The sequence below is a fragment of the Chitinimonas arctica genome (assembly GCF_007431345.1).
Classification (GTDB): domain Bacteria; phylum Pseudomonadota; class Gammaproteobacteria; order Burkholderiales; family Chitinimonadaceae; genus Chitinimonas; species Chitinimonas arctica.
Genome location: NZ_CP041730.1, coordinates 676,940 through 700,192, shown reverse-complemented (window position 1 = coordinate 700,192; position 23,253 = coordinate 676,940). Strand labels below are relative to the sequence as shown.

Genomic DNA, 23,253 nt, shown 5'->3' with positions numbered 1-23,253 from the left:
TATTCGCGTCAAGTGATATTGCATACCTGTCTCATCCCCACCAAAGCCTTCCCCGTCCTTATCCCGATGCAGGCAAGGCCGGCACAAAGAAAAAGGGCGGGGAAAAATCCTCCCGCCCTTGTTTCAGTGCCTGCCGCAGACTTTGCCGCGCATCGCGTCGCTTTATCTTGCCACCCTTGTCATGCACGCCGGCATGTCGCCGGCTGGCGGCCATGGCGAACGGGTTGCGGGGTTTGGGGACTTTCAGGGCCATGCTGTTGCTCCGGTGGAGGTTGGCCGGTCCGAGGACCGTATGAAAAATGCCAAAAACTGGCAGGTGCGCAAATTCTGCTTACATCGGGCTGACGCAGCGTAATATTGCCGAAATAATAAATAAAAACGCAAATGCTTGATAGGCATGTAGCGCTAGAGGGGGGGCAGGTCTTTTTTCTGCCGGTTTATCAAAACAGGAATGTTCAACACAGCGCCAATCGCCATGCAGATCGCTTTGATCGTCGAAGATCACCCCTTGTATAGAGAAGCATTGACCCGCCTACTGCAAGACTGCCTGCCGGGTTACCAGATAAAGAGTACCCATAGCGCGGAGGAGGGCCTGCGGCTTGCGGCCGAACACGAGCTGCCGGCGGTGTTGCTGCTGGATATGGGCTTGCCGGGTTTGTGCGGGGTGGATGCCATTGTGGCCTTCCGGCGCAAATGGGAAGGCTTGGCCATTATCGCCGTCTCGGCGTCGGAGGATAGGCGCGAGGCGACCGCGGCACTGAGTGCCGGCGTGCGCGCCTTCGTTTCCAAGGCGGTGGCGATGGACGTGATGACCGATATCGTCCAGCAGGTGGTGCGCGGCGGCATCGGCGCGCCGAAGTGGGTCACCGCCCAGGGCGAGGATATCGGCGCGGGGGCGCCCTTGGTATCGCTGACGCCGCGCCAGCGGGAGATCGTGATGATGTTGTCCAAGGGCTATTCCAACAAGGAAATCAGCCTGCGCCTGGGGCTGGCGGAAATCACCGTCAAGGTGCATGTTTCTTCGGTGTTCCGCGCCCTGAATGTCGTCAATCGCACCCAGGCCGTGCTGATGGCACGGCGCCTGGGGCTCTATACCATGGAGCATGCCACCTGATCCTCCAATCTGCGCAGGGTCTGCAACAGCGTGGAGATGGAGGTGGATTCGGGCAGGACCACGGTATCGTCCATGGCTTCGCACCCGGTCCGGGATTCCTCGCCGGGTAGTATCAGCGCCGGGATGGCTTGATTGAACTCGTCGCGCAGACGCCTGATCGCCTGGTCGCTGTCGGCCGCGCAACAGATCAGCGCACAAGGCACCAAGGTGCAGTTGCTCAGGCATTCCAGCGCCTGCTGGCTGGTCTCGGTGGCGATCACATGGCAGCGCCTGGCCGCCTTGAGGGCGGCGGCGATTTCCGCCACGCGTCCGCCTCGGCCGATCACGACGATCAATGCGTCCTCCAGGGGACGGAAGCGCACGGCCGTGGCCGGCAAGGCGCTGGTCCGCGTCTGTTCCGTGCTGGCCAGGGGCAGCACAAAGCTGAACGCGCTGCCCCGTTCCGGTATGGAGCGTACGGTGACCTGGCTGCCCAGCAACTGGGTCATGCGCTGCACGATATTCAGACCCAATCCCAGCCCGTGGGCGGAATGGCTGCTGCCTTTGTTGATCTGGTAGAACTCTTCGAAGATCAGGGCCTGCTGATCGGCAGCTATCCCTTGGCCGCTGTCATATACCCCAAGCCGTACCGCATTGCCCTGGCGCCGGCAGCCGACGATGATGCGGCCCGCCTGGGTATAGCGCACCGCATTGGAGATCAGATTGCGCAGGACGCGCTCCACCAGGGTGGGGTCGCTGTGTACCCACGCCCGGCAGGGCCGCAGGCTCAGTGCGACCGACTTGGCCTGGGCCTGTGGACGGTATTCGCTCACCAGGCGCTCAAGCAGGGGTTGCAGCGCAAAGCTGCTGTACAGGGGCTGCACCGCCTGCGAATCCAGCCGGGATACGTCAAGCAGGCTGCGGAATAGATCGTTCATGCTGTCACAGCATTCGCTGGCATCGTTGACCAAGGCTTCGGCCTTGGCCGGGAGCGTGCAGGCGGCCAGGGATTGCAGGTGGATGCTGAGCGCGTGGATGGGCTGGCGCAGGTCATGGCTGGCGGCCGCCAGAAAACGCGACTTGGCCATATTGGCCGTTTCGGCGATCTTCTTCTGCGCCCTGAGTTGGTTGACCAGGTCCAGGTTCTCGAAGCGCAGCTGGAGCGAATCGGTCAACAGCTTGTTGAAGCGTTGCGCATAGAACAGCAGCAATAGCGCGAAACCCGCGATGGCGCTCAGCACGCCACAGCAGATGACCTCGGCGTGGACCATCAGGCAGATCAGCGGGATCAGCAAGGGGAAGTAGCCGAGCAGAAAACGTCGCGGATAGTGGGGTCCCTGCGTGAAGGTGGACGAAACGCCCACCAGCATGGTGACGCACCAGAAGGCGAAATGCTGCATGAAGCTGCCGATGGTGAAGAACAGCAACATGCCCAGCGACCAGAGCGCCACTGCGAACAGGCTGCCGATCAAGGATAGGCGGAACCAGTAGTGGGCAACCGAGGGGCGGAAGTCGCTGTGTCTAAAACGATGCCACAAGCCGAGGCGGTAGCAGGTCTGTAGCAGAAAGGCCAACAGCCAGGGCAGGAGGGCGGACGGTTCGATGGTGTCCAGGTAGACGGCGGAGACGACCGCCGCACCCACGACATTGGTCAGTACGACGATGGGGGTATTGCGATGCAGGTGGCGTGCCTGCTCGGTGGTAATGGCATTTTCGATGTGCATATTTTCTTATTTTCATGGGGATAGGCTGATCTTTCCCCGGGCGGGCGCAGGCGGGGCCGGCGGCCGCGGCGGGGAAACGGAATGGCTCAGCGCAGTGGCATTGTCGTTTGAGGTTCCCAGCTTGCCTGAGCTTGGCGTGTTTAGGGCATCCCTATACTTCCGTATAAGTGGAGCGGGAAAGGCGATCGGGTAAGGTGAATACGTGCCTGACGCCCTTGCTGCCGGCCGCGGACGCTGCCATGGCGGCGGGCGAAGCGGGATGGCGGACGGAAATTTCAACCTATCCGAGCCGTTCCCGCCATGCCTGTACTCGATATCGAAACCTTGCTGCAGGACATATCAAGCGACGCACCCTGCGGCGAGGACCTGGAATACCACCCCGATGCCATCGAGCTGAACCGTCTGCTGCAGGGTAAGCCGGAAGTCGAGTACGGCCGCACCATGCAGGTGGCGGAAGGGCCGGACTGGCAGGCGGTCGAACGCCTGGCGCTAGCCTTGTCGGGCCGCAGCCACGATCTGCGCATTGCCGGCCAATTGTGCCGCGCCCTGCTGCACCGCCATGGCATGGCCGGCTTCGCCGATGGCCTGGTCCTGTTGGAAGGCCTGCTGGCGCGCCATTGGGACCAGCTCCATCCGCAACTGGACCCCGACGATGCGCTCGATCCCACCGCCCGGCTCAATGCCCTGTTGTTGTTGAGCAATGGCGCCGGCATGGTCGCCGAGTTGCGCACCGTCGCGCTGGCCGACTCGCGCGCCTGCGGTACCGTCACCCTGCGCGATATCGATGTGATCGCGGGTCACCTGAGCTTGGCCGAAGGCGCGGCGCAGCTCAGCCAAGCCGAGATCGATGCCGTCTGCCTGGATGTGGCGCTGCCCAGCCTGGCAGCCACGGCGACCGCCTTGTCGGTCTGTTGCGATTCGATCGGTCGCATCGAGGCCTTGCTGACCGAGCGGGTCGGCTATGGCAAGGCGCTCAATTTCGCCGTGTTGCATGAAGCCTTACGGCGCGCCCGTAGCGAAATCGACCACCAGCTTGCCCGCCGTGTCGATCGCACCGGACCGGCCAGCGCACCTGCCCTGGTCGATTCGGTCACCGACGTGGTGTCCGAGGCGCCGAGCCGGCGGCCCGGCGAAGTCTCGGGCCGCGACGATGTGCTGCACATGCTGGAACAGATCTGCGCTTACTACGAGCGGCAGGAGCCATCCAGCCCCATCCCGATATTGCTCAAACGCGCTCGCCGGCTGGTACCGATGAACTTCGTCGAGATCCTTGCCGACCTCGCCCCGGAAAGCCTGGGCGGCATCCATCAGCTGGGCGGCACCAGCCCAGGCTGAAACACATCCCTCTCCAATAACAATTCCATCCACTCGGGAGCTCATTCATGGCCAAGGAAAGCAGCCAGAAATTCATCGCCCGTACCCGCGCGCCACGGGTACAGATCGAATACGACGTTGAACTGTATGGCGCGGAAAAGAAGGTCAACCTGCCTTTTATCATGGGGGTGTTGTCCGATCTGTCCGGTCAGCCGGTGGAACCCCTGCCGCCGCTGGCCGAGCGCAAATTCCTTGAAATCGATAGCGACAACTTCGATGAACGCCTGAAGTCGATCAAGCCGCGCGTGGCGGCGCAATTGCCCAATACGCTGACCGGAGAAGGCAATCTCGGCATCGATATCACCTTCGAGAGCATGGACGACTTCCTGCCGGCGGCCATCGCCCGCAAGGTCGAGCCCCTGCGCCTGCTGCTGGAGGCACGTAGCCAGCTGTCCAATCTGCTGACCTATATGGACGGCAAGACCGGTGCGGAGGAGCTGATCGCCCGCCTCCTGGCCGATCCGGCCTTGATGCAGAGTCTTAGCGCCGCGCCCAAGGCAGAAACCGCCGCACCGCAGGAATAAATCGAAGCCATTGCCGAGGGAGCCGAAACGATGAATGAAGCAAGCGCAACACTGGAACAAGCGGCCGGCGCGGAAGCCGTCCTGGGGACGGACGACTTTGCCAGCCTGCTGCAAAAGGAATTCAAGCCGCGTACCGACAAGGCGCAGGAGGCGGTCGAACAAGCGGTGCGCACCCTGTCCGAGCAGGCGCTGCGCGATGCCAGCCTGGTGTCGTCCGATGTGCTGGGCACGGTGGAAGCCTTGATCGCCCAGATCGACCTGAAGCTGACCGGCCAGATCAACGAGATTCTCCACTGCCCGCAATTCCAGGCCGTGGAAAGCGCCTGGCGGGGCCTGCACTATCTGGTGGGCAATACCGAGACGGATGAGTCCTTGAAGATCCGGGTGATGAATGTCGGCAAGAACGAGCTGCACAAGAACCTGAAGAAGTACAAAGGGGCCGCCTGGGACCAGAGCCCGATGTTCAAGAAGCTGTACGAAGAGGAATACGGCCAGTTCGGCGGCGAGCCCTATGGCGCGCTGGTGGCCGATTATTACTTCGACAACAGCGGTCCTGACGTGGACCTGCTGACCCAGGTCGCCAAGATCAGCGCCGCTGCCCACGCCCCTTTCTTCGCTGCGGCGGCGCCGGCGGTGATGCTGATGGAAAGCTGGCAGGAGCTGGCCAATCCACGCGACCTGACCAAGCTGTTCCAGACCCCCGAACACGCCGGCTGGCGCTCGCTGCGCGAGTCGGAGGATTCGCGCTATATCGGCCTGGCCATGCCGCGCTTCCTGGCCCGCTCGCCCTATGGCGCCAAGACCAACCCGGTGGAGGAATTCAGCTTCGAGGAAGACACCGCCGGCGCCAACAGCAACCACTATTGCTGGGCCAATTCGGCCTACGCCATGGCGGTCAATATCAACCGCTCCTTCAAGACCTATGGCTGGTGCTCGCAGATTCGCGGCATCGAGTCGGGCGGTGCGGTGGATGGCCTGCCCATGCATGTGTTCCCGACCGACGACGGCGGTGTGGACAGCAAGTGCCCGACCGAGATCGCCATCAGCGACCGGCGCGAGGCCGAGCTGGCCAAGAACGGCTTTATGCCGCTGGTGCATATGAAGAATTCGGACGTGGCGGCCTTTATCGGCGCGCAGTCGCTGCACAAGCCGGCCGAATACGACGACCCGGACGCCACCGCCAACGCCAATCTGGCGGCGCGGCTGCCCTACCTGTTCGCCTGCAACCGCTTTGCCCATTACCTCAAGTGCATCGTCCGCGACAAGGTCGGTTCGTTCAAGGGCAGGGACGATATGCAGCGCTGGTTGCAGAACTGGATCATCAACTACGTCGATGCCTCGCCGCTGCACTCGTCGGACGAGACCAAGGCGCGCAAGCCCCTCACCGACGCGCAAGTGGTGGTGGAAGAGGTCGAGGGCAATCCCGGCTACTACACCTCCAAGTTCTATCTGAAGCCGCACTACCAGCTGGAGGGCCTGACGGTCTCCTTGCGGCTGGTCTCGAAGCTGCCGTCCGCCAAGGGTGCGTAAGGCGGTTTCTTAAAGGGGGCCAGCTCACCGGCACCCGGTCTCACCCCGTCGCCATCAGCGGCGGGCCCTAAAAACGACAAGGTTTGAACGTTCCACACGGGAACCCACAGGAGAGCACCATGGCAGTAGATATCCATCTGAAGATCCAATCCATTCCCGGCGAATCGCAGAATGAAGGCCACAAGGAAGAAATGGAAATCCTGGCCTGGAGCTGGGGCCTGACCCAGTCCGGCACCATGCACAGCGGTACCGGCGGCGGCGCCGGCAAGGTAGGTATCCAGGATATCTCCTTCACCAAGTACACCGACAACGCCAGCCCCTTGCTGGTGCTCTGCGCCTGCAAGGGCGAACACCTCCCCGAAGTGATTCTGAGCGTGCGCAAGGCAGCGGGTACATCGCCGATCGACTACTACACGATCACCCTGAAGGACGTGCTGGTTTCGTCCTATTCGACCGGTGGCAGCGGTGGTGAAGATCGCTTTACCGAGAACTTCTCGCTGAACTTCGCCAGCTTCCATATCCAATACAAGATCCAGGATGCAGCGGGCAACGCCAAAGCGGGCACGGAAGCCAAGTGGAATATTCCGGCCAACAAATCCGTTTAATGGATTCTGCGTCATTGAAGTGAGCACGGGCGGGCGGTTGCCTGCCCGTTTGCCCCGTCGCCGCTAGCGCGTCCCTATCATTGCTCACCCAAAGCCCCTCCCGCCATGGCCGAACTCAGCAGCAAAGACCGGCTGCAGCCCTCGCTGCTGGACCGTCTTACCGATCTCGAACCGGAGCAGCGCCACGAGTCGCGCGAGAGCCGGGTGCTGTCTATGCGGCAGCTGCGGCAAAGCGTACGGCGTGACCTGACCCACCTATTGAACACCACCCACCTGCAAAGCCGGCTCGATCTGTCCGACTTTGCGCCGGTACGGCAGTCGGTGCTGAATTTCGGCATGCCGGAACTCGCCGGCAAGACGGCCTCCGGGATGAAGTCGGCGCGTCTGGCGGAGGCCATCGCCGAGGCAATCCGCGTGTTCGAGCCGAGGATCATGCCCGATAGCCTGAAGGTCAGTGCGATCAATATGGGCGATGCCAACAATTGCGTGTCCTACCTGATCGAAGGTGATCTATGGGCGCAGCCCTATCCGGAGCGGCTCTACTTCAAGACCGACCTGGACCTGGAAGTAGGCCAGGTCCGCCTGCATGAGCACACGCCATGAACCCGACCCTGCTCAAGTATTACAGCCAGGAGCTGCAGCATCTGCGCGAAATGGGCGGCGAGTTCGCCGAAGCCTTTCCCAAGGTTGCCGCGCGTTTGGGCCTGGAGCGCTTCGAATGCGCCGACCCCTATGTCGAGCGCCTGCTGGAAGGCTTCAGTTTCCTGACCGCACGCGTACAAATGAAGCTGGACGCCCAGTTTCCCCGCTTTACCCAGCATCTGACCGAGCTGGTCTATCCCCATTACCTGACGCCGACGCCGTCGATGGCGGTGGTGCAGCTGCAGCCCGACCTGAGCAATCCCGCCTTGGGCGATGGCGTGGCCGTCCCACGCGGCACGGCCATGCACAGCCTGCTCGACAAGGTGGGCAGCACCCGTTGCGAATACCGTAGCGCGCATGCCATGACGCTATGGCCTTTGAGCCTGGTCTCGGCCAGCTATTTCAGTTTCGGCGGCGCCATCGGCGGCGTGGATGCGGAGCTGCCGCCCAATTTGAAGGCCGGAATCCGCTTACGCCTGCGGGTGGGCGGCGGACTGGCGGCGAACCAGCTCAAGCTCGATACCCTGCAACTGCATCTGCGCGGCAGCGAAGGCATTCCGGAACGGCTATACGAACAATTGCTGGCCCATGTCGCTGCCGTGCTGGTGCTGCCGACGCAACGGCCGGTGGACTGGCATGCCCGCCTGCCGGATGACGCCTTGCGCCCGGTGGGATTCGACGAGGATGAAGCGCTGTTGCCGCCGTCGCGCCAGTCTTTCCAGGGTTATCGGCTGCTGCAGGAATACTTTGCCTTTCCGCAACGCTTCCTGTTTGTCGAATTGGCCGGCCTCAATACCGCGTTGCGGCGCTGTGAGGAGAGCGAGTTCGAATTGCTGCTGCTCCTGGACCGGCACGACCCGCAATTGGAGCAGGGGCTGAACGGCTCGCATTTCGCCCTGCATTGCACGCCGGCCATCAATCTTTTCCCGCGCCGGGCCGACCGGATAGCCATCTCCGACGAACAGTTCGAATACCAGGTGCTGGCCGACCGCACCCGCCCGCTGGACTTCGAGGTCTACCGGGTGGAATCGGTCAGCGGCTACCAGGCCGGCAACGCCACCCCCCAGCCCTTCCTGCCGTTCCATTGCGCCCGCGATCACCGTCCGGGCAGCGCGGAAGCCTTCTACCAACTCCGGCGCGAACCGCGTCTACCGGCGGAAACACCGCGTCGCCAGGGCGCCCGTTCCAGCTACCTGGGCAGTGAACTGTTCATCGCCCTGGTGGATGCGGCCGAAGCCCCCGGCCAGGGCGAGTTGCGCCAGCTGGGGCTGGAGTTGCTGTGTACCAATCGCGACCTGCCCTTGCAGATGCCGGTCGGGGTGGGCGCCGCTGACTTCACCCTGGAGACCGAGCTGCCGGTGACGGCGCTTCGCTGCCTGGCCGGACCGAGCCAGCCGCGCCCGGCCCTGGCCGACGGGGCGATATCGTGGCGGCTGCTCAACCATCTTTCGCTCAACTATCTCTCGCTGCTGGAATCCGATCCGCAAGCGGGCGCACGCACCCTGCGCGAACTACTGGGGCTGTATTGCCTGCCCCATGATATGGCGGCGCAGCGCCAGATCGATGGATTGCGCAGCATCGCCTCCCGCCCGGTCACCCGCCATCTGCCCAGCAAGGGGCCAATCAGCTTCGGCCGCGGCGTCGAGCTGACCATTACCTTTGACGACGATGCGTTCGAAGGCGCGGGGCCTTTCTGCTGGGGGCGGTATTGCAGCGTTTCTTCGCCCTCTATGTATCGATCAATAGCTTTACCGAAACCGTGGTAAGGACCGTGGCGCGCGGCGAGATCATGCGCTGGCCGGCGAGGGCGGGACTATGTCAGCTACTGTGAATCGCGCCGAGCATTTGGCCGATCGCCTGGAAAAATCCTCGCACCGCTTCGACTTCTACCAGGCGATGCGTCTGCTGGAGCGCGCCCACCGCGACAAGCCGAGGCTGGGCCAGTCCTTCCGTCCCGCCGACGATGCGCTGCGGCTGGGGCAGGATGCCGAACTGTGCTTCCAGTCCACCCCCTTGGGGCCGTACCGGCGCGCCGGCGAGCGGCCGGCCCGGCTGGCGGTCAATCTGCTGGGTCTGCTGGGTGCGGACGGCCCGATGCCCTTGCACCTGACCGAGTACGTGCGCGAGCGGCAGCATCACGCCGGCGATCACACGCTGGCAGCCTTTCTGGACATCTTCCACCACCGCATCCTCAGCCTGCTTTATCGGAGCTGGGCCAGCAGCCAGCCGGTGATCAGCCGCGACCGGCCCGACGACGATCGCTTCGCCGACTACCTGGGCAGCTTGTCCGGTCAAAGCGCAAGGGCATCGCTGCCGGATGCGGCGCGGCAATGCGCGCACGAGCAGGACCACCTGCATTTTACCGGATTGCTGGCCGGCAAGACCCGCCATGCCGCCGGCCTGGCGCTGCTGCTCTCGCAATACTTCGGCCTGCCCGTGGCCATCGAGCAATTCGTCGGGCAATGGCTGGCGTTGCCGGCCAAGGCTCATACCCGGCTGGGCGCCAGGGGCGGCTCGTCCACCCTGGGCAAGGGCTGCGTGCTGGGTAAGAAGGTGTGGGATTGCCAGCACAAATTCCGCATCGTGATCGGTCCCCTGGACCAGGCCGACTACGACCGCCTGTTGCCGGGCGGCGCCAGCTTTTCACGTCTACAAGCCTGGGTACGCCAGTACGTGGGGCACGCACTGGATTGGGATGTGGAATTGCGGCTCAAGCCGGCGGCGATCAAGGGGACGCGTTTGGGGGACGGGGCCGGCATGGGTCTGGGGACCTGGCTGGCGGCGGGTAGCGCAAAGGAAAGCGCCAGGCGGCTATTGATCAAACCGCGTGGCGGACCAGGATAAGGAAGCCCCATCGTGTCCAATCAAGTCGCCAACGGCGCCATGCTCAAATGCAGTTTTGGCGCGGCCCCATCGAGCCTGGTGGTGCTGCCGCTCGCCCAGGTCATCGCCGAGACCGGCCCGGCCGCGACCATCATGGACTCCAAGCCCATGGTCAATATCCTGCCCTTCGGCATGTGCAACTCGCCGGCCAATCCCATGGTGGCGGCGGCCACGGCGGCCGCCATGGGGGCATTGACGCCCATGCCGTGCGTACCGGTGACGCCCGCGCCGTGGCTGCCCGGCAAACCGACCGTGATCATCGGCCAATTCCCGGCGCTCGATAACGCATCCAAATGCCTGTGCAACTGGGGCGGCATGATCGCCATCAATATGGCCGGCACCACCCAGACCCAACTACCGTGACGACATCCTTGTTTACCCAGAAAAACCGCCAACTTGCCGTCAAGGGCCCGCTTGCCGCCGATACCCTGCTGCTTTTGCGCATGCAGGGCGAAGAAGCGCTCGGACGGTTGAGCGAGTACCGCCTGGATTTGCTCGGCACCGATGCCGATCTCGATTTCGACGCGCTGCTCGGCCAGGACATGTCGGTGACCTTGGCGCTGGCCGGCGGCGGCGAACGCCAGTTCAATGGCATCGTCAGCGAGTTCGGCCTGGGCGCCGCCTTGCCGCAATCGGACCGGCTGTTGTCCTACCAGGCGGTATTGCGGCCCCGGTTATGGCTACTGACGCGTGCTTCGCACTGCCGCTTCTTTTCCGGCAAGACCGTGTTGCAGATCGTATTGGATCTGCTTGAGCGGGACTATCACATCGATGTCGATAACCAGTGCTCCGCCAGCTATCCGGTATTGCCGCATTGCGCCCAGTATCGGGAAAGCGACTTCGATTTCTTCAGCCGCCTGATCGAACGCGAAGGGATCTATTACTTCTTCCGCCATGCCGGCGGCAAACATACCCTGGTGCTGGCGGATTCGCCCCAGGTGCACACCGCCATCCCCGGCTATGGCCAGGTCGATTACAAACCCTGGGGCGCGCAGTTGTGCGAAGCCATTCGGCAATGGCGTGGCGGCAGACAATTGCAGGCCGGCCGCTTCAGCAGCAATGCCTTTGATTTTGAGGCGCCGTCCAAGAGCGGCCAGCAAGGTCTGCTGGCGCGGGCGAAGTTGCCGCAAGCGGGCGAGCTGGAGCAACAGGATTGTCCCGCGCCCTATACCGATGCCGCCCAGGGCGAGCGCTATGCGCGTATTGCCTTGCAGGCGCACAAGGTGCTGAGCCAGCGCATCGAGGCCGAGACCAATGCGCGCGGCGTCTGTCCGGGCGGCCTGTTCCGCTTGAACGGCCATCCGCGTGCCGACCAGAACCGGCAATATCTGGTGATATCGGCCAGCTATACCCTCCATTCCGACGCTTACGCCACGGTGCTCGAAACCGATGCCAAGCCGGTCTTTGCCTGCACCATGAATTTGATCGGGCACGATGTCGGCTTCTGTTCGCAGCCGCTGACGACAAAACCCAGCCTGACGGGGCCGCAGACCGCCATGGTGGTGGGGCCGGAAGGCGAAGAGATCCATACCGACCAATACGGCCGGGTCATGCTGCAATTCCACTGGGAGCAGTTTTCGCCGGCCCCGGCCGACAAGCGCTTGCAACGCTGCTGGGTACGGGTGGCGCAGGGCTGGGCCGGCAAGCGCTGGGGCAGCCTGTTCCTGCCGCGCGTGGGGCAGGAAGTGATCGTCGAATTTCTCGATGGCGATCCGGATCAACCCATCGTCGCCGGCAGCGTCTACAACGCCGCCAATATGCCGCCCTATGCGCTGCCGGCCAAGGCGGCCATTTCCACCATCAAGACCGCCTCGTCCAAGGGGGGCGGCGGCTTCAACGAGCTGCGCTTCAATGATGCCAAGGGCAGCGAGCAGCTGTTTATCCGGGCCGAAAAGGATTGGGAAAGCTACGTCAAGCACGATGCCCTGACCTGGGTGGGCCGCGACCAGCATCTGCAGGTGGAGGGCAAGCAGTTCGTCAAGGTGGGCGGCGCCATGCATACCCTGGTGGGCGGCGATCATAACCAGAAGGTGGATGGCAGCGTCTCGCTGCAAACCGGCAAGGACCTGCTGCAGAAAGCCGGTATGAATTTCGCCGTGGACAGCGGCATGGCCGTCCATATCAAGGCCGGCACCAACCTGGTGATCGAAGCCGGCGCCAGCATCACCCTCAAGGCCGGTGGCGGCTCCATCGTGATCGGACCGGCCAGCGTATCCATTACCGGCACGCCGGTCTTGCTCAATGCCGGCGGTGGCGCCGGCGCGGGCGCCGGTTGTTCCCCCACCGCGCCGACCGCGCCGCTGAAGGCGGACGACGGCAGCAAGGAGCTAGCATGAATTCCACTCCCTCCACCCTGCGCCTGACCGTGCTCAGCCATTGCGAAGTGGTGCCCATCGAGGCCCTCGGCGCGCTTTTCGATCGCAGCGGCGGTACGCTGGGCCGTGCGCCGGAAAACAGGCTGGTGCTGGCCGACGAATCGCAAACCGTCTCGCGCCTGCAAGGCCGCATCGAATACCGGGAAGATGCCTTCTATCTCAACGACCTGGGCAACAACCGGATCGAGCACAATCAGCGCCCATTGGAATTCGGTATCGCGGCACGGCTGCACCATGGCGACCGCTTGCGGATCGGTCCCTACCATCTGGAAGTCGGGCTGGAAGGTGGGGCCGGTGTGGCGGGCGGCGTCCAGACTGCTGCAGCAAATGGATACCAGGGACTGGATACCTTGGCCAGCTTTTTACCGCTGGCCGAGGAAATCCCGCTGGGATCACCCACGCTGCGCCTGATCGAAGCGGATCCCTTGCTGACAATGCCGGTGGCCACCGACGGCCCGGCTTTCGCCGGTTCCATCAGCGACCACGTTGCGCCGGAACGCCTGCCCCTGGGTGGGGCGAGCCATATTTTCCCCGACGGCTACGATCCGGCCGCCGGCCTCAGCCGGCCGGGCCAGCCGCTGCCGGTTGGTCCGCTTGCCCGGTCGCCCGCCTTGTTCGAAACGGGACCTGACACAGCCTTGACCGCCGCCGCAACCCAGGCGACGGAAATCCTGGCTCGGTTGCTACACGGCCTGGGCCTGCCTGAACTCGCGCTGGAACAGGCGGAGGCACCGCATTTCGCCGAACGGGTCGGCCGGCTTTTGCGCTCGGCGGTCGAAGCCGCCTTGGAAAATCCGTCGCCGTCCCGGCTCGGTCGCAGCACGTCGCTACAGGCCGATGCCGGAGTGACTTTGCGCCAATGCCTGTGCGAACCGGCGGATGACAGCCGGCCGGACGGCGGCGTGCTGGTCGAGGCCTTGGCCGCCGGAAATGCACGCCAACACGACAAGATCGCCAGCCTGCAGGCCGCCCTCTGCGACGTATTGCTGCGGCTCGCACCCACACGTATCCAACGCGAGGCAGGCGCGGCGCTGCCATGGCAGCGTTCGGCCAAATCCTGGGGGGAATTCGACAAGCAGTACCAAGCCGTGGTGCTGGAATATCAACGGCTCTGCCTGCTGACCGCGCCGCAGGAGGTATAGCGATAGCGAGGGTCTTCAAAGCTGGGTGCGGGTGAACAATAAGATCAATTAAAAGTAAGACGGGGAAACATGTTCTGGAACAACAAAGTCATCTGGTCCGAAGGGATGTTGCTGCAACCACAGCATTTGCAGCAGCAGGACCGCTATCTGCACAGCTTGCTGGAAGCACGCTGCCGCGCCCTGGGGGGCTATAGCTGGGGTTTCTCGCGCCTGCTGATCGATGAGCAGCAGCTGGGCCTGGGCAAGCTGGCCTTGTTGGCCTGCGAAGGGGTGATGCCGGACGGCACGCCGCTGTCGCTGCCACTGAATGACGATCTACCGCTGCCGCTGGATATTCCAGCCGATATGCGCGATACGCAAATCGTGCTGGCCCTGCCGCTGCGCCGTCCCGGCGTGCCGGAAGTGGGCGCCAATCTGCATGCCGACGCCTACGCCCGCTATCAGGGGGCCGAGTGCGAGGTGCATGACAGCAACGAAGGGGCCGACGACAGTGCGCTGATGCGGGTAGGGCGCCTGCGGCTGCGCCTGGCGCCGGCCGAGCAGGTGGCCAATGCCTATGCCACGCTGGGCGTGGCGCGCGTGGTGGAACGGCGCGACGACAACCGCCTGGTGCTGGACCCGGCCTATTCGCCGCCCTGTCTCGACTATCGGGTGGCGCCGCGGCTGGCGGCCTTTGTCGACGAACTGGCGGGGCTGCTTCACCAGCGCGGCGATGCGCTGGCGGCCAGGCTGGCCCAACCCGGCGTCACCGGCACCGGCGAAATCGCCGATTTCCTGCTGCTGCAGCTGATCAACCGCGCCGAACCGCTGTTCACCCATTTCAGCGCCTGTAGCGGACTGCATCCGGAGCAGCTGTACCGTGCCGTGGTGCAGTTGGCCGGCGAGCTGGCCAGCTTCAGCCAGGCAAGCAAGCGCAGCTCCCGCTATCCGGCCTACCAGCACGATGCCCTGCAGCAAAGCTTCCAGCCGCTGATGGCCGAGCTGCGCCACTCGCTCAGCATGGTGATGGACCCCCTGGCGGTGCCTATCGCCTTGGAGAAGCGCAAGTTCGGCTTGAGCGTGGCGGTCTTGCCCGATCCCAGCCTATTCAATACCGCCTCGTTCGTGCTGGCGGTGCATGCCGACCTGCCGGTCGAGGCGATCTGGAGCAGCTTCCCCGCGCAGGTCAAGATCGGTCCGGTGGAAAAGATCCGCGACCTGGTCAACCTGCAACTCCCCGGCGTCGGGCTGCGCGGCCTGCCGGTGGCGCCTCGGCAACTCCCGTTCCATGCCGGCTATAGCTACTTCGCACTGGATAACAGCCATGAGCTGTGGGCGCAGTTGGCCGGCTCGGCCGGCATCGCCTTGCACGTGGCCGGCGAATTCCCCGGCCTGGATATGGAACTCTGGGCGATCCGCCGCTAAAGGGAGGGGATATGTTGAATCAAACCGTGGCGGAACAACGGTTCGCACCGGAGGGCGCCGAGGCGGCGGCCATCCCCGCGCCGTTCGAGGCGAATAGCCTTGCGTATGAATATGCCGAACTGGCGGCCATCCAGCTGGGTGGCCTGAATCCGCTGGTACGGGCGGCCCAGCCGCTGCTGCAACTGGTGCCGCTGCTGCGCCTGACGATGACGCCACCGACCATGGAAGCATTGCGCGGCCAGCTGATGGAGATGACCAAGACCTTCGTGGCGGACTGCCAGCAGCAGCGTATTGCCGTCGAACTGCTGGCAACGGCGCGCTACTGCCTGTGCACGCTGCTGGACGAAGTCATTTCGGCCACGCCTTGGGGCGGCGGCGGCGCCTGGGCCAGCCGCAGCCTGCTGGTGACCTTTCATGGCGAGGCCGCGGGGGGCGAGCAATTCTTCAAATTGCTGCAACGGCTGGCACAGGATCCCAAGTCCAATATCGACGGCCTGGAGCTGTGCTACCTGATCCTGGCGCTGGGCCTGCAAGGACGCTACCGCCTGGTGGAAGGGGGGCGAGGCGAGCTGGAGCAATTGCGCGCCTGGTTGCGGCAGCTGATCCGTGGCCAGCGCGGGGTGCCGGAAGCGGAACTGTCGCCGCAATGGCGCGGCGTGGTGGACAGGCGCAGCCCGCTGCTGCGCATGAAGCCGCTGTGGTTGACGCTGGGCCTGGCGACGCTGGCGGTCGTCTTGCTGTACGGCGGTTTGCGCTGGCGCCTGGAGAGCGGTAACGATACGTTGCTGGCGGAGCTGCAGCAGATCGGGCTGGAAACACCGCGCAAGCCGGTGGTGGCCAAGCCGCTGCTGGAGCTACGGCTGGCGCAGTTGCTGGCACCGGAGATCGCCGCCAGGTTGCTGTCGGTGCAGGAGGGTGGGGATCGTTCGGTGGTGACCCTGTTCGGGGACGGCTTGTTCGCCTCGGGCAGCGCCGAGGTGCAGCCGGCTTACCGGCCGCTGTTGGGGCGCTTGACCGAGGCCCTTCGGACCGTGCCGGGCAGGGTGGTGATCGCTGGCCATACCGATGATCGCAAGCTGACGTCCAACCGCTTCGGCTCCAATTGGCAGCTGTCGCAGGCGCGCGCCGATGCCGTGCTGGCCATCCTGCGCCAGGCCGGCCAACCGGAACGCTTCCTGACCCAGGGCCGTGGCGAGCTGGAGCCGCTGGTTGCCAACGATAGCCCGGCCAACCAGGCCCGCAATCGCCGTGTGGTCATCACCGTGCTGGCGCCCGGCGCCGCGCTTTAAAACCCTCCCGCCCCCTGCGTGAAGATTGCCTCGAATGATCAAACGAATTGCTGGCTGGCTTGCCAAGCCCCTTGTCCTCTCGCTTTTGCTGGCCGTGCTATTGGCGCTCCTGGTCTGGTTCCAGGGGCCGCGTATCGCCGTGGATGGCAAAGCCCCCCTTGCGGCCGTGATGGTCCGTGTTCAATTGATCCTGGTCTTGCTGGGTATCTGGCTGCTGTATTGGAGCCTGCGCGGCCTGGCCGGCAAATTGTCGGGTGTGCGTTTGGTCATGCCCGGCACGGCTGCGCTGGCGCCGGACGAGCAGAACAGCATCGACCAGCGCAATGCGCTGGCGCACGGTTTTCGCGAAGCGCAGCGGCTGTTGCGCCGGGTCGGGCTGGCTAGCCGGCTACGCGGACACGACATCTACAAATTGCCCTGGTACCTGTTATTGGGTGCCTCGGCCAGTGGCAAAAGCAGCGTGCTGCAGCAATCCGGCCTGCGTTTCCCCGCCGCCATGATGCCCGCCGATGGACGCGGCAACGGCGCGCCCTGCGATTGGTGGATCGCCGAGCGGGCGGTATTGCTGGATGTAGCCGGGCGCTGCACGCTCGCACCGCAGCGCGACCGCGCCGAGCTGGCGGTCTGGGACACGCTGTTGCAGTATTTGCGCCGCTACCGTCGCCGCTGCCCGCTCAATGGCGTGATCGTCACGCTCAATGTCGCCGATCTCTGGCAGGATGAAGCGGCGCGGGCGGCCCAGGCCAATCTGCTGCATGAGCGCATCAGCGAACTGCATCTGGGCTTGGGCACCCAGTTTCCCGTCTATCTGCTGGTGACCCAGTGCGATCGGCTGCCCGGCTTCGCCGACTATTTCGAAGACCTGGGACGCGACCAGCGCGCGCAGGTATGGGGAATGAGCTTTCCCTTGCGCGAACCGGACCAGGTGGACGACAGCCTGGCGGACTTTCCGGCCCAATTCCAGGCCCTGGTCGGCCAAATGCATGCGCGGCTGGTCGACCGGCTGCAACAGGAAAGCGACCTGGAACGGCGCGCCGCCATACACGGCTTTCCGATCCAGTTCGCCGCCTTGGGCGAACGATTGGCTCATTTTCTGCACGAGGCTTTCGAGTCCTCGCGTTTTCGGCCCAATACCATGTTGCGGGGCGTGTATTTCAGCAGCGCCCAGCAAGAGGGTAGCTTGCCCATGCAGGCGATCAGCCCCTTGGCGGCACAGCTGCGCACGCCCGATATCGCCACCCCCATGGCGGGGGAGCCGCGCGCTTTCTTCCTGACCCGCCTGCTGCGCGAAGTGATCTTCCAGGAATCCGGTCTGGCCGGCGCCAACTGGAAGCTGGAGCGGCGCCGGGGCTGGCTGCAGCGGGCGGCGGTGGGCGCCATCGCGGTGACCGGTTTGCTGGCGGCGGTACTCCTGCTAAGCAACTATACCCATCAGCGCGAGCAACAAACGGCGGTCAGCCGGGCGAGTGTGGAATTGCAGCGCTGGACGCGCAATGGCTACAATATTCACCAGCCCGAGACCCTCTTGCCATTGCTGGACACCGCCAGGGCGATCCCCGGCGGCGATGGCCGGCCCGCGCCGGAGACCTTGCTGCTGCGCTACGGCCCTTATCGCGGCGAGCGTCTGGATGGTGCCGGCCAAGCCCTGTACCAACGCATCCTGCAACAGACCTTGCGGCCTTATCTGCTGAATCGCCTGGGCGAGGCCTTGCGGACCGAGGGATTGGATCCGTCCCAACGCTATCAGACCTTGCGGGCCTACCTGATGCTGGGCAATCGCAGTGTCTACGATGCCGCCACGGTATTGGACTGGATAGATCGCGATACACGTGGCCGCAGTGGGCTGGATGGGCAGCAAAAAGCCGGCTTGGCGGTACATTTCGCCGCGCTGACCCAGGGGCGGCAAGTGGTCCGCGACCAAACCGCCGATCCAGAGCTGGTAGCCCGTGCCCGCGTCGAATTGGCCCGTCAACCCTTGGCGCAACGGTTGTACGAACCACTGCGCGTCAAGCTGCTGCGGGCCGTGGCCGAACCCTATTCGGTCAGCCAGATGGCGGGCATCAACGCACCGCTGGTGCTGAGCCGGCGCAGCGGGCGCCTGCTCAGCCAAGGGGTGGAGGGTGCCTACACGCGGTCCGGCTATATCCGCTACCTGCAGTTGCGCGACCAGGCCATCGCCGACCTGAACCAGCAAAACTGGGTGTTGGGCAAAAGCGAGGCCATGGCTGACGCGCGCGAAGCCGGCACGCTGAAGCAGGCACTGGACGGCCTTTACTTCGCCGAATACATCGAACGCTGGGAAGCGCTATTGGGCGATGTGACCTTGCTGGCGCCGACCACGCTGGAGCACCAGGCTTCGGTGGTCAAACTGCTGGCGGCGGCCGATTCGCCCATGCGGCAGTTTTTGCAGGCAGTAGCCAAGCAGACGAGTTTCGATAGCGATGCGACCGCCAAAGCGGCGCCTACGAACAGTGCCGCCAGCACCAATCCGGTCGAACAGCATTTTACCGCCCTGCATCAAATGGTTGGGCGGCCGGGCATGGCCGGGCCGGCGCCGTTGGAGCAGATCCAGGCGCAGTTGAAGGAGGTCGGGGTCTATCTCGATGCGGCCTTGTCCGCCAGCCAGCGGGGCGTGGCCGCACCGCCCGCCGACGAAGCGCTGGCCCGTTTGCGCTTGGCGGCCGAAGGCCAGCCGGAATTGATCGGTTCCCTGCTGGGCGCACTGGCTGGCAGCAGTGCCTCCCTGGCGCTGAGCGGCGAGCGCGAGCGCTTGAATGCGCTGTGGTTGGCGACCGTGGCGCCGGCCTGCCGCCAGGCACTGGATGGCCGCTATCCATTCAACCGGCAAAGCGCACAGGACGTCAATCCGGACGATTTCGGCCGGCTGCTGGGTCCAGGCGGCCTGGTGGACGATTTCTTTCAGAAGAACTTGCTGCGCTATGTCGATACCACGGCCGGCCAATGGCGCTGGCGTAGCCAGGCGCAGGCCAGCCTGGCGCTGCCGCAGAGCGTACTGCAGGAGTTCGAGCGGGCCGCCGCCATCCGCGATGCTTTTTTCGCCGACGGCGGCAAGGTTGCGGCGGTACGTTTCGAGCTGACGCCCATTGGCATGGACGCCAACCTGACCCGCTTCGCCCTCGACCTCGGCGGCCAGACCCTGGTTTACGCCCATGGCCCGGCTCGCCCCACCGCTTTTCGCTGGCCGGCGGCGCAAGCGGCACGGCCGGCTCGACTGGACTACGCCCCCAATCTCGCCGAAGCCGGTGGCGGCATCAGCATCAACGGTAGCTGGGCGCTATTTCATTTGCTCGATAAAGCCAAGCTGGAACCGCTGCAACTGGACCGCTTCAACTTGACATTCGACCTGGGCGGCAAGCAGGTGGCTTTGGCCCTGAATGCCGCCAGCGTGGTGAATCCGTTCAATCTTGCGGCATTGAGCCAGTTCCGCTGCCCGGACAGTTTGTAACCGCCCGGTTAAGCGGCGCTGCAAAAGATGCAAACTCGACCATAAAACCGGCGTGATGCCGGTTTTATGGTTTTGATCAGCGTGATTCAGGCTTTTGCCTGATTGGCGGGTGAAGGCACCAGGCGTTAAAAAGTCGGGCGCACATTTGGTATCGCCCTGACAACCCTAAAACGTCCGCTTTCCACACACTGCCGCCATGAGCACCTCGACCCCGCACGATGCGCTGTTCAAGAATTTTTTAACCAATCCCGATACGGCGCGAGATTTCCTGAAGGTGCATTTGCCGCCCGCACTGCGCGACCGATGTGATTTGAGCACGCTGCGATTGGAATCCAGTTCCTTTATCGAGCCGGATTTGTGTGCTTACTACTCGGATATCCTGTATTCGGTCGAAACCGCTGGCCAGGATGGGTATATCTACGTGCTGATCGAGCACCAATCGACCGCGGACAAGCTCATGGCTTTCCGGCTGATGCGTTATTGCATTGCCGCCATGCATAATCATCTGCAACAAGGCAATGATCGCCTACCCTTGGTGGTGCCGCTCTTGTTCTACCACGGCCGCGTCAGCCCTTACCCCTACAGCACCGACTGGCTTGATCTGTTTGACCGGCCGGAAGCCGCCGTCAACCTGTATACCAGGCCCTTCCCGCTGGTGGATGTCACGGTGATACCGGACGAAGAAATTCGCCAGCACAAAGGCATCGCCCAATTGGAGTACGTTCAGAAGTACATTGGCGTGCGTGATATCGCTCCGCTGGTTGAGGAACTGTTCGACTTGAACCAGTCAAACCCCTGTACCCCCGACCAAATGAAAAGCCTGCTGACTTATGTCATACAGGTAGGGGAAACCAGCCTGCCGAATGCTTTGTTGGCAACCTTGGCGCGTGGTGCGCCACAGTATGAGGAGTTTGTGATGACAACCATCGCCCAAATGTTTGAAGAGCGCGGTGAGAAGCGTGGAGAACAGCGCGGTTTGGAACTTGGGCGCGCAGAAAATAAAGATACGTTGCTAAAAGTCGCCCGTGCCATGCTGGAGAGAGGTATGGACAAAGCCACCGTGATGCAGCTAACGGGGCTTGTCGAAACAGATCTCAAGCAGGCGAGCGACTGAGTGCCGTGAAATGACGGCCTTGGATTTATCGTCCAGGCGAATGCACCTTCGCCGGAAGTCGGCTCCCAGCGCCGCCCGGCTACTTCGTGGTGCAACGGTCGACGGTCGTCAGGCCTGGTCTGCACGGCCCAAACAGCTTCGCTAAGCCACCCACCCACCGTAGTCACGCTCCTTACCTTTGTCCTTACGCATCGGGGGGTCGGAAAACCGAGGTAGAAGCGGCCGCGTTGCGGCGCTCTCGACCGGCAGATCGGCATTCCCCATGCTATCGCCTGGGGCGGGCGGCGACTGCTTGTCGAGTGCTTCCAAACCCCATCGCGCTTGCTCGCAGTCGGCGCACAGCGCCAGTGCATTTTGGAAAATAGCGCGCGCCACGATGGGGAGCTTGCTTTCCAGTGCCGCCCAGCCCCTGCCGGCTTGCCGGTTGGCGGCGAAGAACACGCGCTCGGCTTGTGCCAAGCTATCCGAAACGGGGAAGTCGGTCTTGAGCCTGGGTGTGGTCATCAAGCCATGCTCCCTATGGCCGTGTTGCAGTTGGTGCGCTTCCCTGAATTTTTCGCTCGCCAGTTTGAACCGATTGGCATCCATTGCCTGTTGCCCCGCCTTGGTCAGCGCCGCCAGCTTGGTTTCCGCCGCTTGGCGGTGCCGCCGCAATGCGGGGGCAAGCTGCTTTTCCAAGGTGAAATCCTTGAATTTGCAGCCGAACAGATCGACCCTGAGCACGGCTTCGCTTGCGGCGATGTGCTCGAACGAATCCAAGGGCACAGTTTCCGGCGGGTTGAAGGTCAAGACCCTTTGTCGGGTGACGTCGAAGGCCGTTCGTAGGGGGATGTCGGAGATTTCGTTGCCGCCCAGATAGAGGCTATGAAGCCGGCTGTGGGGATTACCGGCAAGGCCTTCCGACAGCAGGTTCCAGGCGAGGTTTTCGATCTTGCAGTTCGTCAGCAGCAGCGTGGTCAAGCTGGTATTGGATTTGAGCGCCAGGCCCAAGGCCTTGGCCACTTCCCTGCCGCCAAAGATGCCATTGTGATCCAGATTAAGCACGGCCAGCCGGGACGCGTTGGCCAAACCAGCGCATAGATGCTTGGCAAAGCCGGCATTCAATCCGCACTGGCCTAGCCCGAGTTCGGTGAGGTGGCGGTTCACCGCCAGTGTCTTTGCCATCGTCTTGCCGCAGTGATCGCTTATGGCGTCATCCATATACAGGTGATTCCTGTAAAAGTGCAGCACGCGGAGGTGGGTATTGACCTGCAGTGCTTCCATCAGGGCGTTGATGCCGCTACTGCGGGTTTGGCAATAGTCGAGTATCAAGGTGTCCAGTGAGCGGTTGTGGGTGAGCGCACCGGCCAAGGCGTGCGCGCCGACGGCCTGGATGGGGTTGTCGCGCAGAATCAGCGTCCTGGGACCGGCATGGTTTTTGAGGAGGCCGGCCAGCGTTACCGCGCAGGGGCCGGTCAGCTCGTTCTTGATCAAACTCAGGCACTCGAGTGTTTCGCACTCGACCAGGGCCTTGCACAGATTCCGCGTATCGTTGCGATCGAGGGGAAGGTTTTCCAGGGTAAGGGTATGCAGGCGGCTTGCCGCGATGGTCCGGAACAGCATGGCCAAACCAGCCGGATCGAGCCGTACATGTTTCAGGTGCAACTCGCGCAAGGATGGGTTGCGCATCAGGGCGTGGCACAGCGGGTCGACGTTGGCGCGGTCCAGCAAGGTGCGTTCCAGCGTGAGTTTTTCCAGCGTGGTGTTTTCCGCGATGGCATTGGCGAAGTCGCGCAGCACGCCGGGGTTGCACGTATCCATGAGATCGCCATCGTCGATGCCGAATTCGAAGGTGTTCCGGCTGGGGGTTTCCATCGGATTTTCGCAGTCCCGGAACGGCGGATCGGGGGCGACCAGCGGCCGGAGGTTCGTGCCTACCTCGACATACTGGTATTTATCGGTGCATAGACGCAATGATAAAAACGTGGGGTCCTGGCGGCGCAAGCGGTCGAGTACCGCTTGCTGGGCGGGATGGGCAAGGGTATTCAGGCGCGCCTGCATGGTGCCCGGCGACTGCGGGTGGGGGACGATCCTGCTCGGTTGCATCGA

At 63.5% G+C, this 23,253-nt stretch carries 17 protein-coding genes and 1 pseudogene; 15 read left to right on the top strand and 3 right to left on the bottom strand.

All coding sequences use genetic code 11. The features are described 5' to 3' along the window. Window positions 1-58: 58 nt before the first annotated feature. Window positions 59-253 carry a hypothetical protein gene (locus tag FNU76_RS03225; RefSeq protein ID WP_143856371.1) on the bottom strand — a complete coding sequence of 65 codons (195 nt, stop codon included), beginning with the start codon at window positions 251-253 and terminating at the stop codon, window positions 59-61. Window positions 254-451: 198 nt separating this feature from the next. Here FNU76_RS03225 and FNU76_RS03220 point away from each other — a divergent pair, with 198 nt between their 5' ends. Continuing rightward, complete coding sequence (locus tag FNU76_RS03220; RefSeq protein WP_143856370.1) at window positions 452-1,114, top strand: response regulator transcription factor; 663 nt, start codon at window positions 452-454, stop codon at window positions 1,112-1,114. On the opposite strand, the gene FNU76_RS03215 is transcribed toward FNU76_RS03220, so the two are convergent. Then, window positions 1,090-2,817: a sensor histidine kinase gene (locus tag FNU76_RS03215; RefSeq protein WP_143856369.1), complete on the bottom strand. Its 1,728-nt coding sequence runs from the start codon at window positions 2,815-2,817 to the stop codon at window positions 1,090-1,092. The genes FNU76_RS03220 and FNU76_RS03215 overlap by 25 nt on opposite strands. A 300-nt stretch (window positions 2,818-3,117) precedes the next feature. On the opposite strand from FNU76_RS03215, the gene tssA reads away from it, so the two are divergent. The 14 genes and pseudogenes from tssA (at window position 3,118) to FNU76_RS03145 (ending at window position 21,165) form a co-directional block, all read left to right on the top strand. Beyond that, entirely contained in the window at window positions 3,118-4,152 is a 1,035-nt protein-coding gene (gene tssA, locus FNU76_RS03210) for a type VI secretion system protein TssA (RefSeq protein ID WP_143856368.1), read from the top strand. A 47-nt stretch (window positions 4,153-4,199) separates the two neighbouring features. Then, window positions 4,200-4,715: a type VI secretion system contractile sheath small subunit gene (gene tssB, locus FNU76_RS03205; RefSeq protein WP_143856367.1), complete on the top strand. Its 516-nt coding sequence runs from the start codon at window positions 4,200-4,202 to the stop codon at window positions 4,713-4,715. A gap of 30 nt (window positions 4,716-4,745) precedes the next feature. After that, complete coding sequence (tssC, locus tag FNU76_RS03200) at window positions 4,746-6,245, top strand: type VI secretion system contractile sheath large subunit (protein ID WP_143856366.1); 1,500 nt, start codon at window positions 4,746-4,748, stop codon at window positions 6,243-6,245. A 119-nt stretch (window positions 6,246-6,364) separates the two neighbouring features. Beyond that, window positions 6,365-6,850 carry an Hcp family type VI secretion system effector gene (locus tag FNU76_RS03195; RefSeq protein ID WP_143856365.1) on the top strand — a complete coding sequence of 162 codons (486 nt, stop codon included), beginning with the start codon at window positions 6,365-6,367 and terminating at the stop codon, window positions 6,848-6,850. Window positions 6,851-6,955: 105 nt separating this feature from the next. Then, the gene (gene tssE, locus FNU76_RS03190) at window positions 6,956-7,453 is read left to right on the top strand and encodes a type VI secretion system baseplate subunit TssE (protein ID WP_143856364.1); all 498 of its coding nucleotides are present in this window, start codon (window positions 6,956-6,958) and stop codon (window positions 7,451-7,453) included. Continuing rightward, window positions 7,450-9,323: pseudogene (tssF, locus tag FNU76_RS03185) on the top strand (type VI secretion system baseplate subunit TssF). Before tssE ends, tssF begins: the two are co-directional and overlap by 4 nt. Continuing rightward, complete coding sequence (gene tssG / locus FNU76_RS03180; protein WP_143856363.1) at window positions 9,308-10,336, top strand: type VI secretion system baseplate subunit TssG; 1,029 nt, start codon at window positions 9,308-9,310, stop codon at window positions 10,334-10,336. Before tssF ends, tssG begins: the two are co-directional and overlap by 16 nt. Window positions 10,337-10,348: 12 nt before the next feature. Next, the gene (locus FNU76_RS03175; RefSeq protein ID WP_143856362.1) at window positions 10,349-10,738 is read left to right on the top strand and encodes a DUF4280 domain-containing protein; all 390 of its coding nucleotides are present in this window, start codon (window positions 10,349-10,351) and stop codon (window positions 10,736-10,738) included. Continuing rightward, window positions 10,735-12,711: a type VI secretion system Vgr family protein gene (locus tag FNU76_RS03170; RefSeq protein WP_223879205.1), complete on the top strand. Its 1,977-nt coding sequence runs from the start codon at window positions 10,735-10,737 to the stop codon at window positions 12,709-12,711. Before FNU76_RS03175 ends, FNU76_RS03170 begins: the two co-directional genes overlap by 4 nt. Further along, window positions 12,708-13,892 carry a type VI secretion system-associated FHA domain protein gene (locus FNU76_RS03165; RefSeq protein ID WP_143856360.1) on the top strand — a complete coding sequence of 395 codons (1,185 nt, stop codon included), beginning with the start codon at window positions 12,708-12,710 and terminating at the stop codon, window positions 13,890-13,892. Before FNU76_RS03170 ends, FNU76_RS03165 begins: the two co-directional genes overlap by 4 nt. A gap of 69 nt (window positions 13,893-13,961) precedes the next feature. Continuing rightward, complete coding sequence (gene tssK, locus FNU76_RS03160; RefSeq protein ID WP_143856359.1) at window positions 13,962-15,296, top strand: type VI secretion system baseplate subunit TssK; 1,335 nt, start codon at window positions 13,962-13,964, stop codon at window positions 15,294-15,296. A gap of 11 nt (window positions 15,297-15,307) precedes the next feature. Continuing rightward, window positions 15,308-16,585 (top strand): type VI secretion system protein TssL, long form, encoded by a 1,278-nt coding sequence (gene tssL / locus FNU76_RS03155; RefSeq protein ID WP_143856358.1) that lies wholly within the window; start codon window positions 15,308-15,310, stop codon window positions 16,583-16,585. Between the two features lie 34 nt (window positions 16,586-16,619). Beyond that, window positions 16,620-20,051: a type VI secretion system membrane subunit TssM gene (tssM, locus tag FNU76_RS03150; RefSeq protein ID WP_143856357.1), complete on the top strand. Its 3,432-nt coding sequence runs from the start codon at window positions 16,620-16,622 to the stop codon at window positions 20,049-20,051. A 196-nt stretch (window positions 20,052-20,247) separates the two neighbouring features. Next, entirely contained in the window at window positions 20,248-21,165 is a 918-nt protein-coding gene (locus FNU76_RS03145) for an Rpn family recombination-promoting nuclease/putative transposase (RefSeq protein ID WP_143856356.1), read from the top strand. A 141-nt stretch (window positions 21,166-21,306) separates the two neighbouring features. On the opposite strand, the gene FNU76_RS03140 is transcribed toward FNU76_RS03145, so the two are convergent. After that, window positions 21,307-23,250, bottom strand: coding sequence for a leucine-rich repeat domain-containing protein (locus tag FNU76_RS03140; RefSeq protein WP_143856355.1), 1,944 nt, complete (start codon window positions 23,248-23,250; stop codon window positions 21,307-21,309). Window positions 23,251-23,253: the final 3 nt, after the last annotated feature.

Excerpts from the sequence above, each read along its gene's own strand:
- tssA (WP_143856368.1), top strand. The coding sequence starts at position 3,118 with ATGCCTGTACTCGATATCGAAACCTTGCTGCAGGACATATCAAGCGAC.
- FNU76_RS03215 (WP_143856369.1), bottom strand. The coding sequence starts at position 2,817 with ATGCACATCGAAAATGCCATTACCACCGAGCAGGCACGCCACCTGCAT.
- FNU76_RS03225 (WP_143856371.1), bottom strand. The coding sequence starts at position 253 with ATGGCCCTGAAAGTCCCCAAACCCCGCAACCCGTTCGCCATGGCCGCC.
- FNU76_RS03165 (WP_143856360.1), top strand. The coding sequence starts at position 12,708 with ATGAATTCCACTCCCTCCACCCTGCGCCTGACCGTGCTCAGCCATTGC.
- FNU76_RS03220 (WP_143856370.1), top strand. The coding sequence starts at position 452 with ATGTTCAACACAGCGCCAATCGCCATGCAGATCGCTTTGATCGTCGAA.
- tssG (WP_143856363.1), top strand. The coding sequence starts at position 9,308 with ATGTCAGCTACTGTGAATCGCGCCGAGCATTTGGCCGATCGCCTGGAA.
- tssL (WP_143856358.1), top strand. The coding sequence starts at position 15,308 with ATGTTGAATCAAACCGTGGCGGAACAACGGTTCGCACCGGAGGGCGCC.
- tssM (WP_143856357.1), top strand. The coding sequence starts at position 16,620 with ATGATCAAACGAATTGCTGGCTGGCTTGCCAAGCCCCTTGTCCTCTCG.
- tssC (WP_143856366.1), top strand. The coding sequence starts at position 4,746 with ATGAATGAAGCAAGCGCAACACTGGAACAAGCGGCCGGCGCGGAAGCC.
- tssK (WP_143856359.1), top strand. The coding sequence starts at position 13,962 with ATGTTCTGGAACAACAAAGTCATCTGGTCCGAAGGGATGTTGCTGCAA.
- FNU76_RS03145 (WP_143856356.1), top strand. The coding sequence starts at position 20,248 with ATGAGCACCTCGACCCCGCACGATGCGCTGTTCAAGAATTTTTTAACC.
- FNU76_RS03195 (WP_143856365.1), top strand. The coding sequence starts at position 6,365 with ATGGCAGTAGATATCCATCTGAAGATCCAATCCATTCCCGGCGAATCG.
- tssB (WP_143856367.1), top strand. The coding sequence starts at position 4,200 with ATGGCCAAGGAAAGCAGCCAGAAATTCATCGCCCGTACCCGCGCGCCA.
- tssE (WP_143856364.1), top strand. The coding sequence starts at position 6,956 with ATGGCCGAACTCAGCAGCAAAGACCGGCTGCAGCCCTCGCTGCTGGAC.
- FNU76_RS03140 (WP_143856355.1), bottom strand. The coding sequence starts at position 23,250 with ATGCAACCGAGCAGGATCGTCCCCCACCCGCAGTCGCCGGGCACCATG.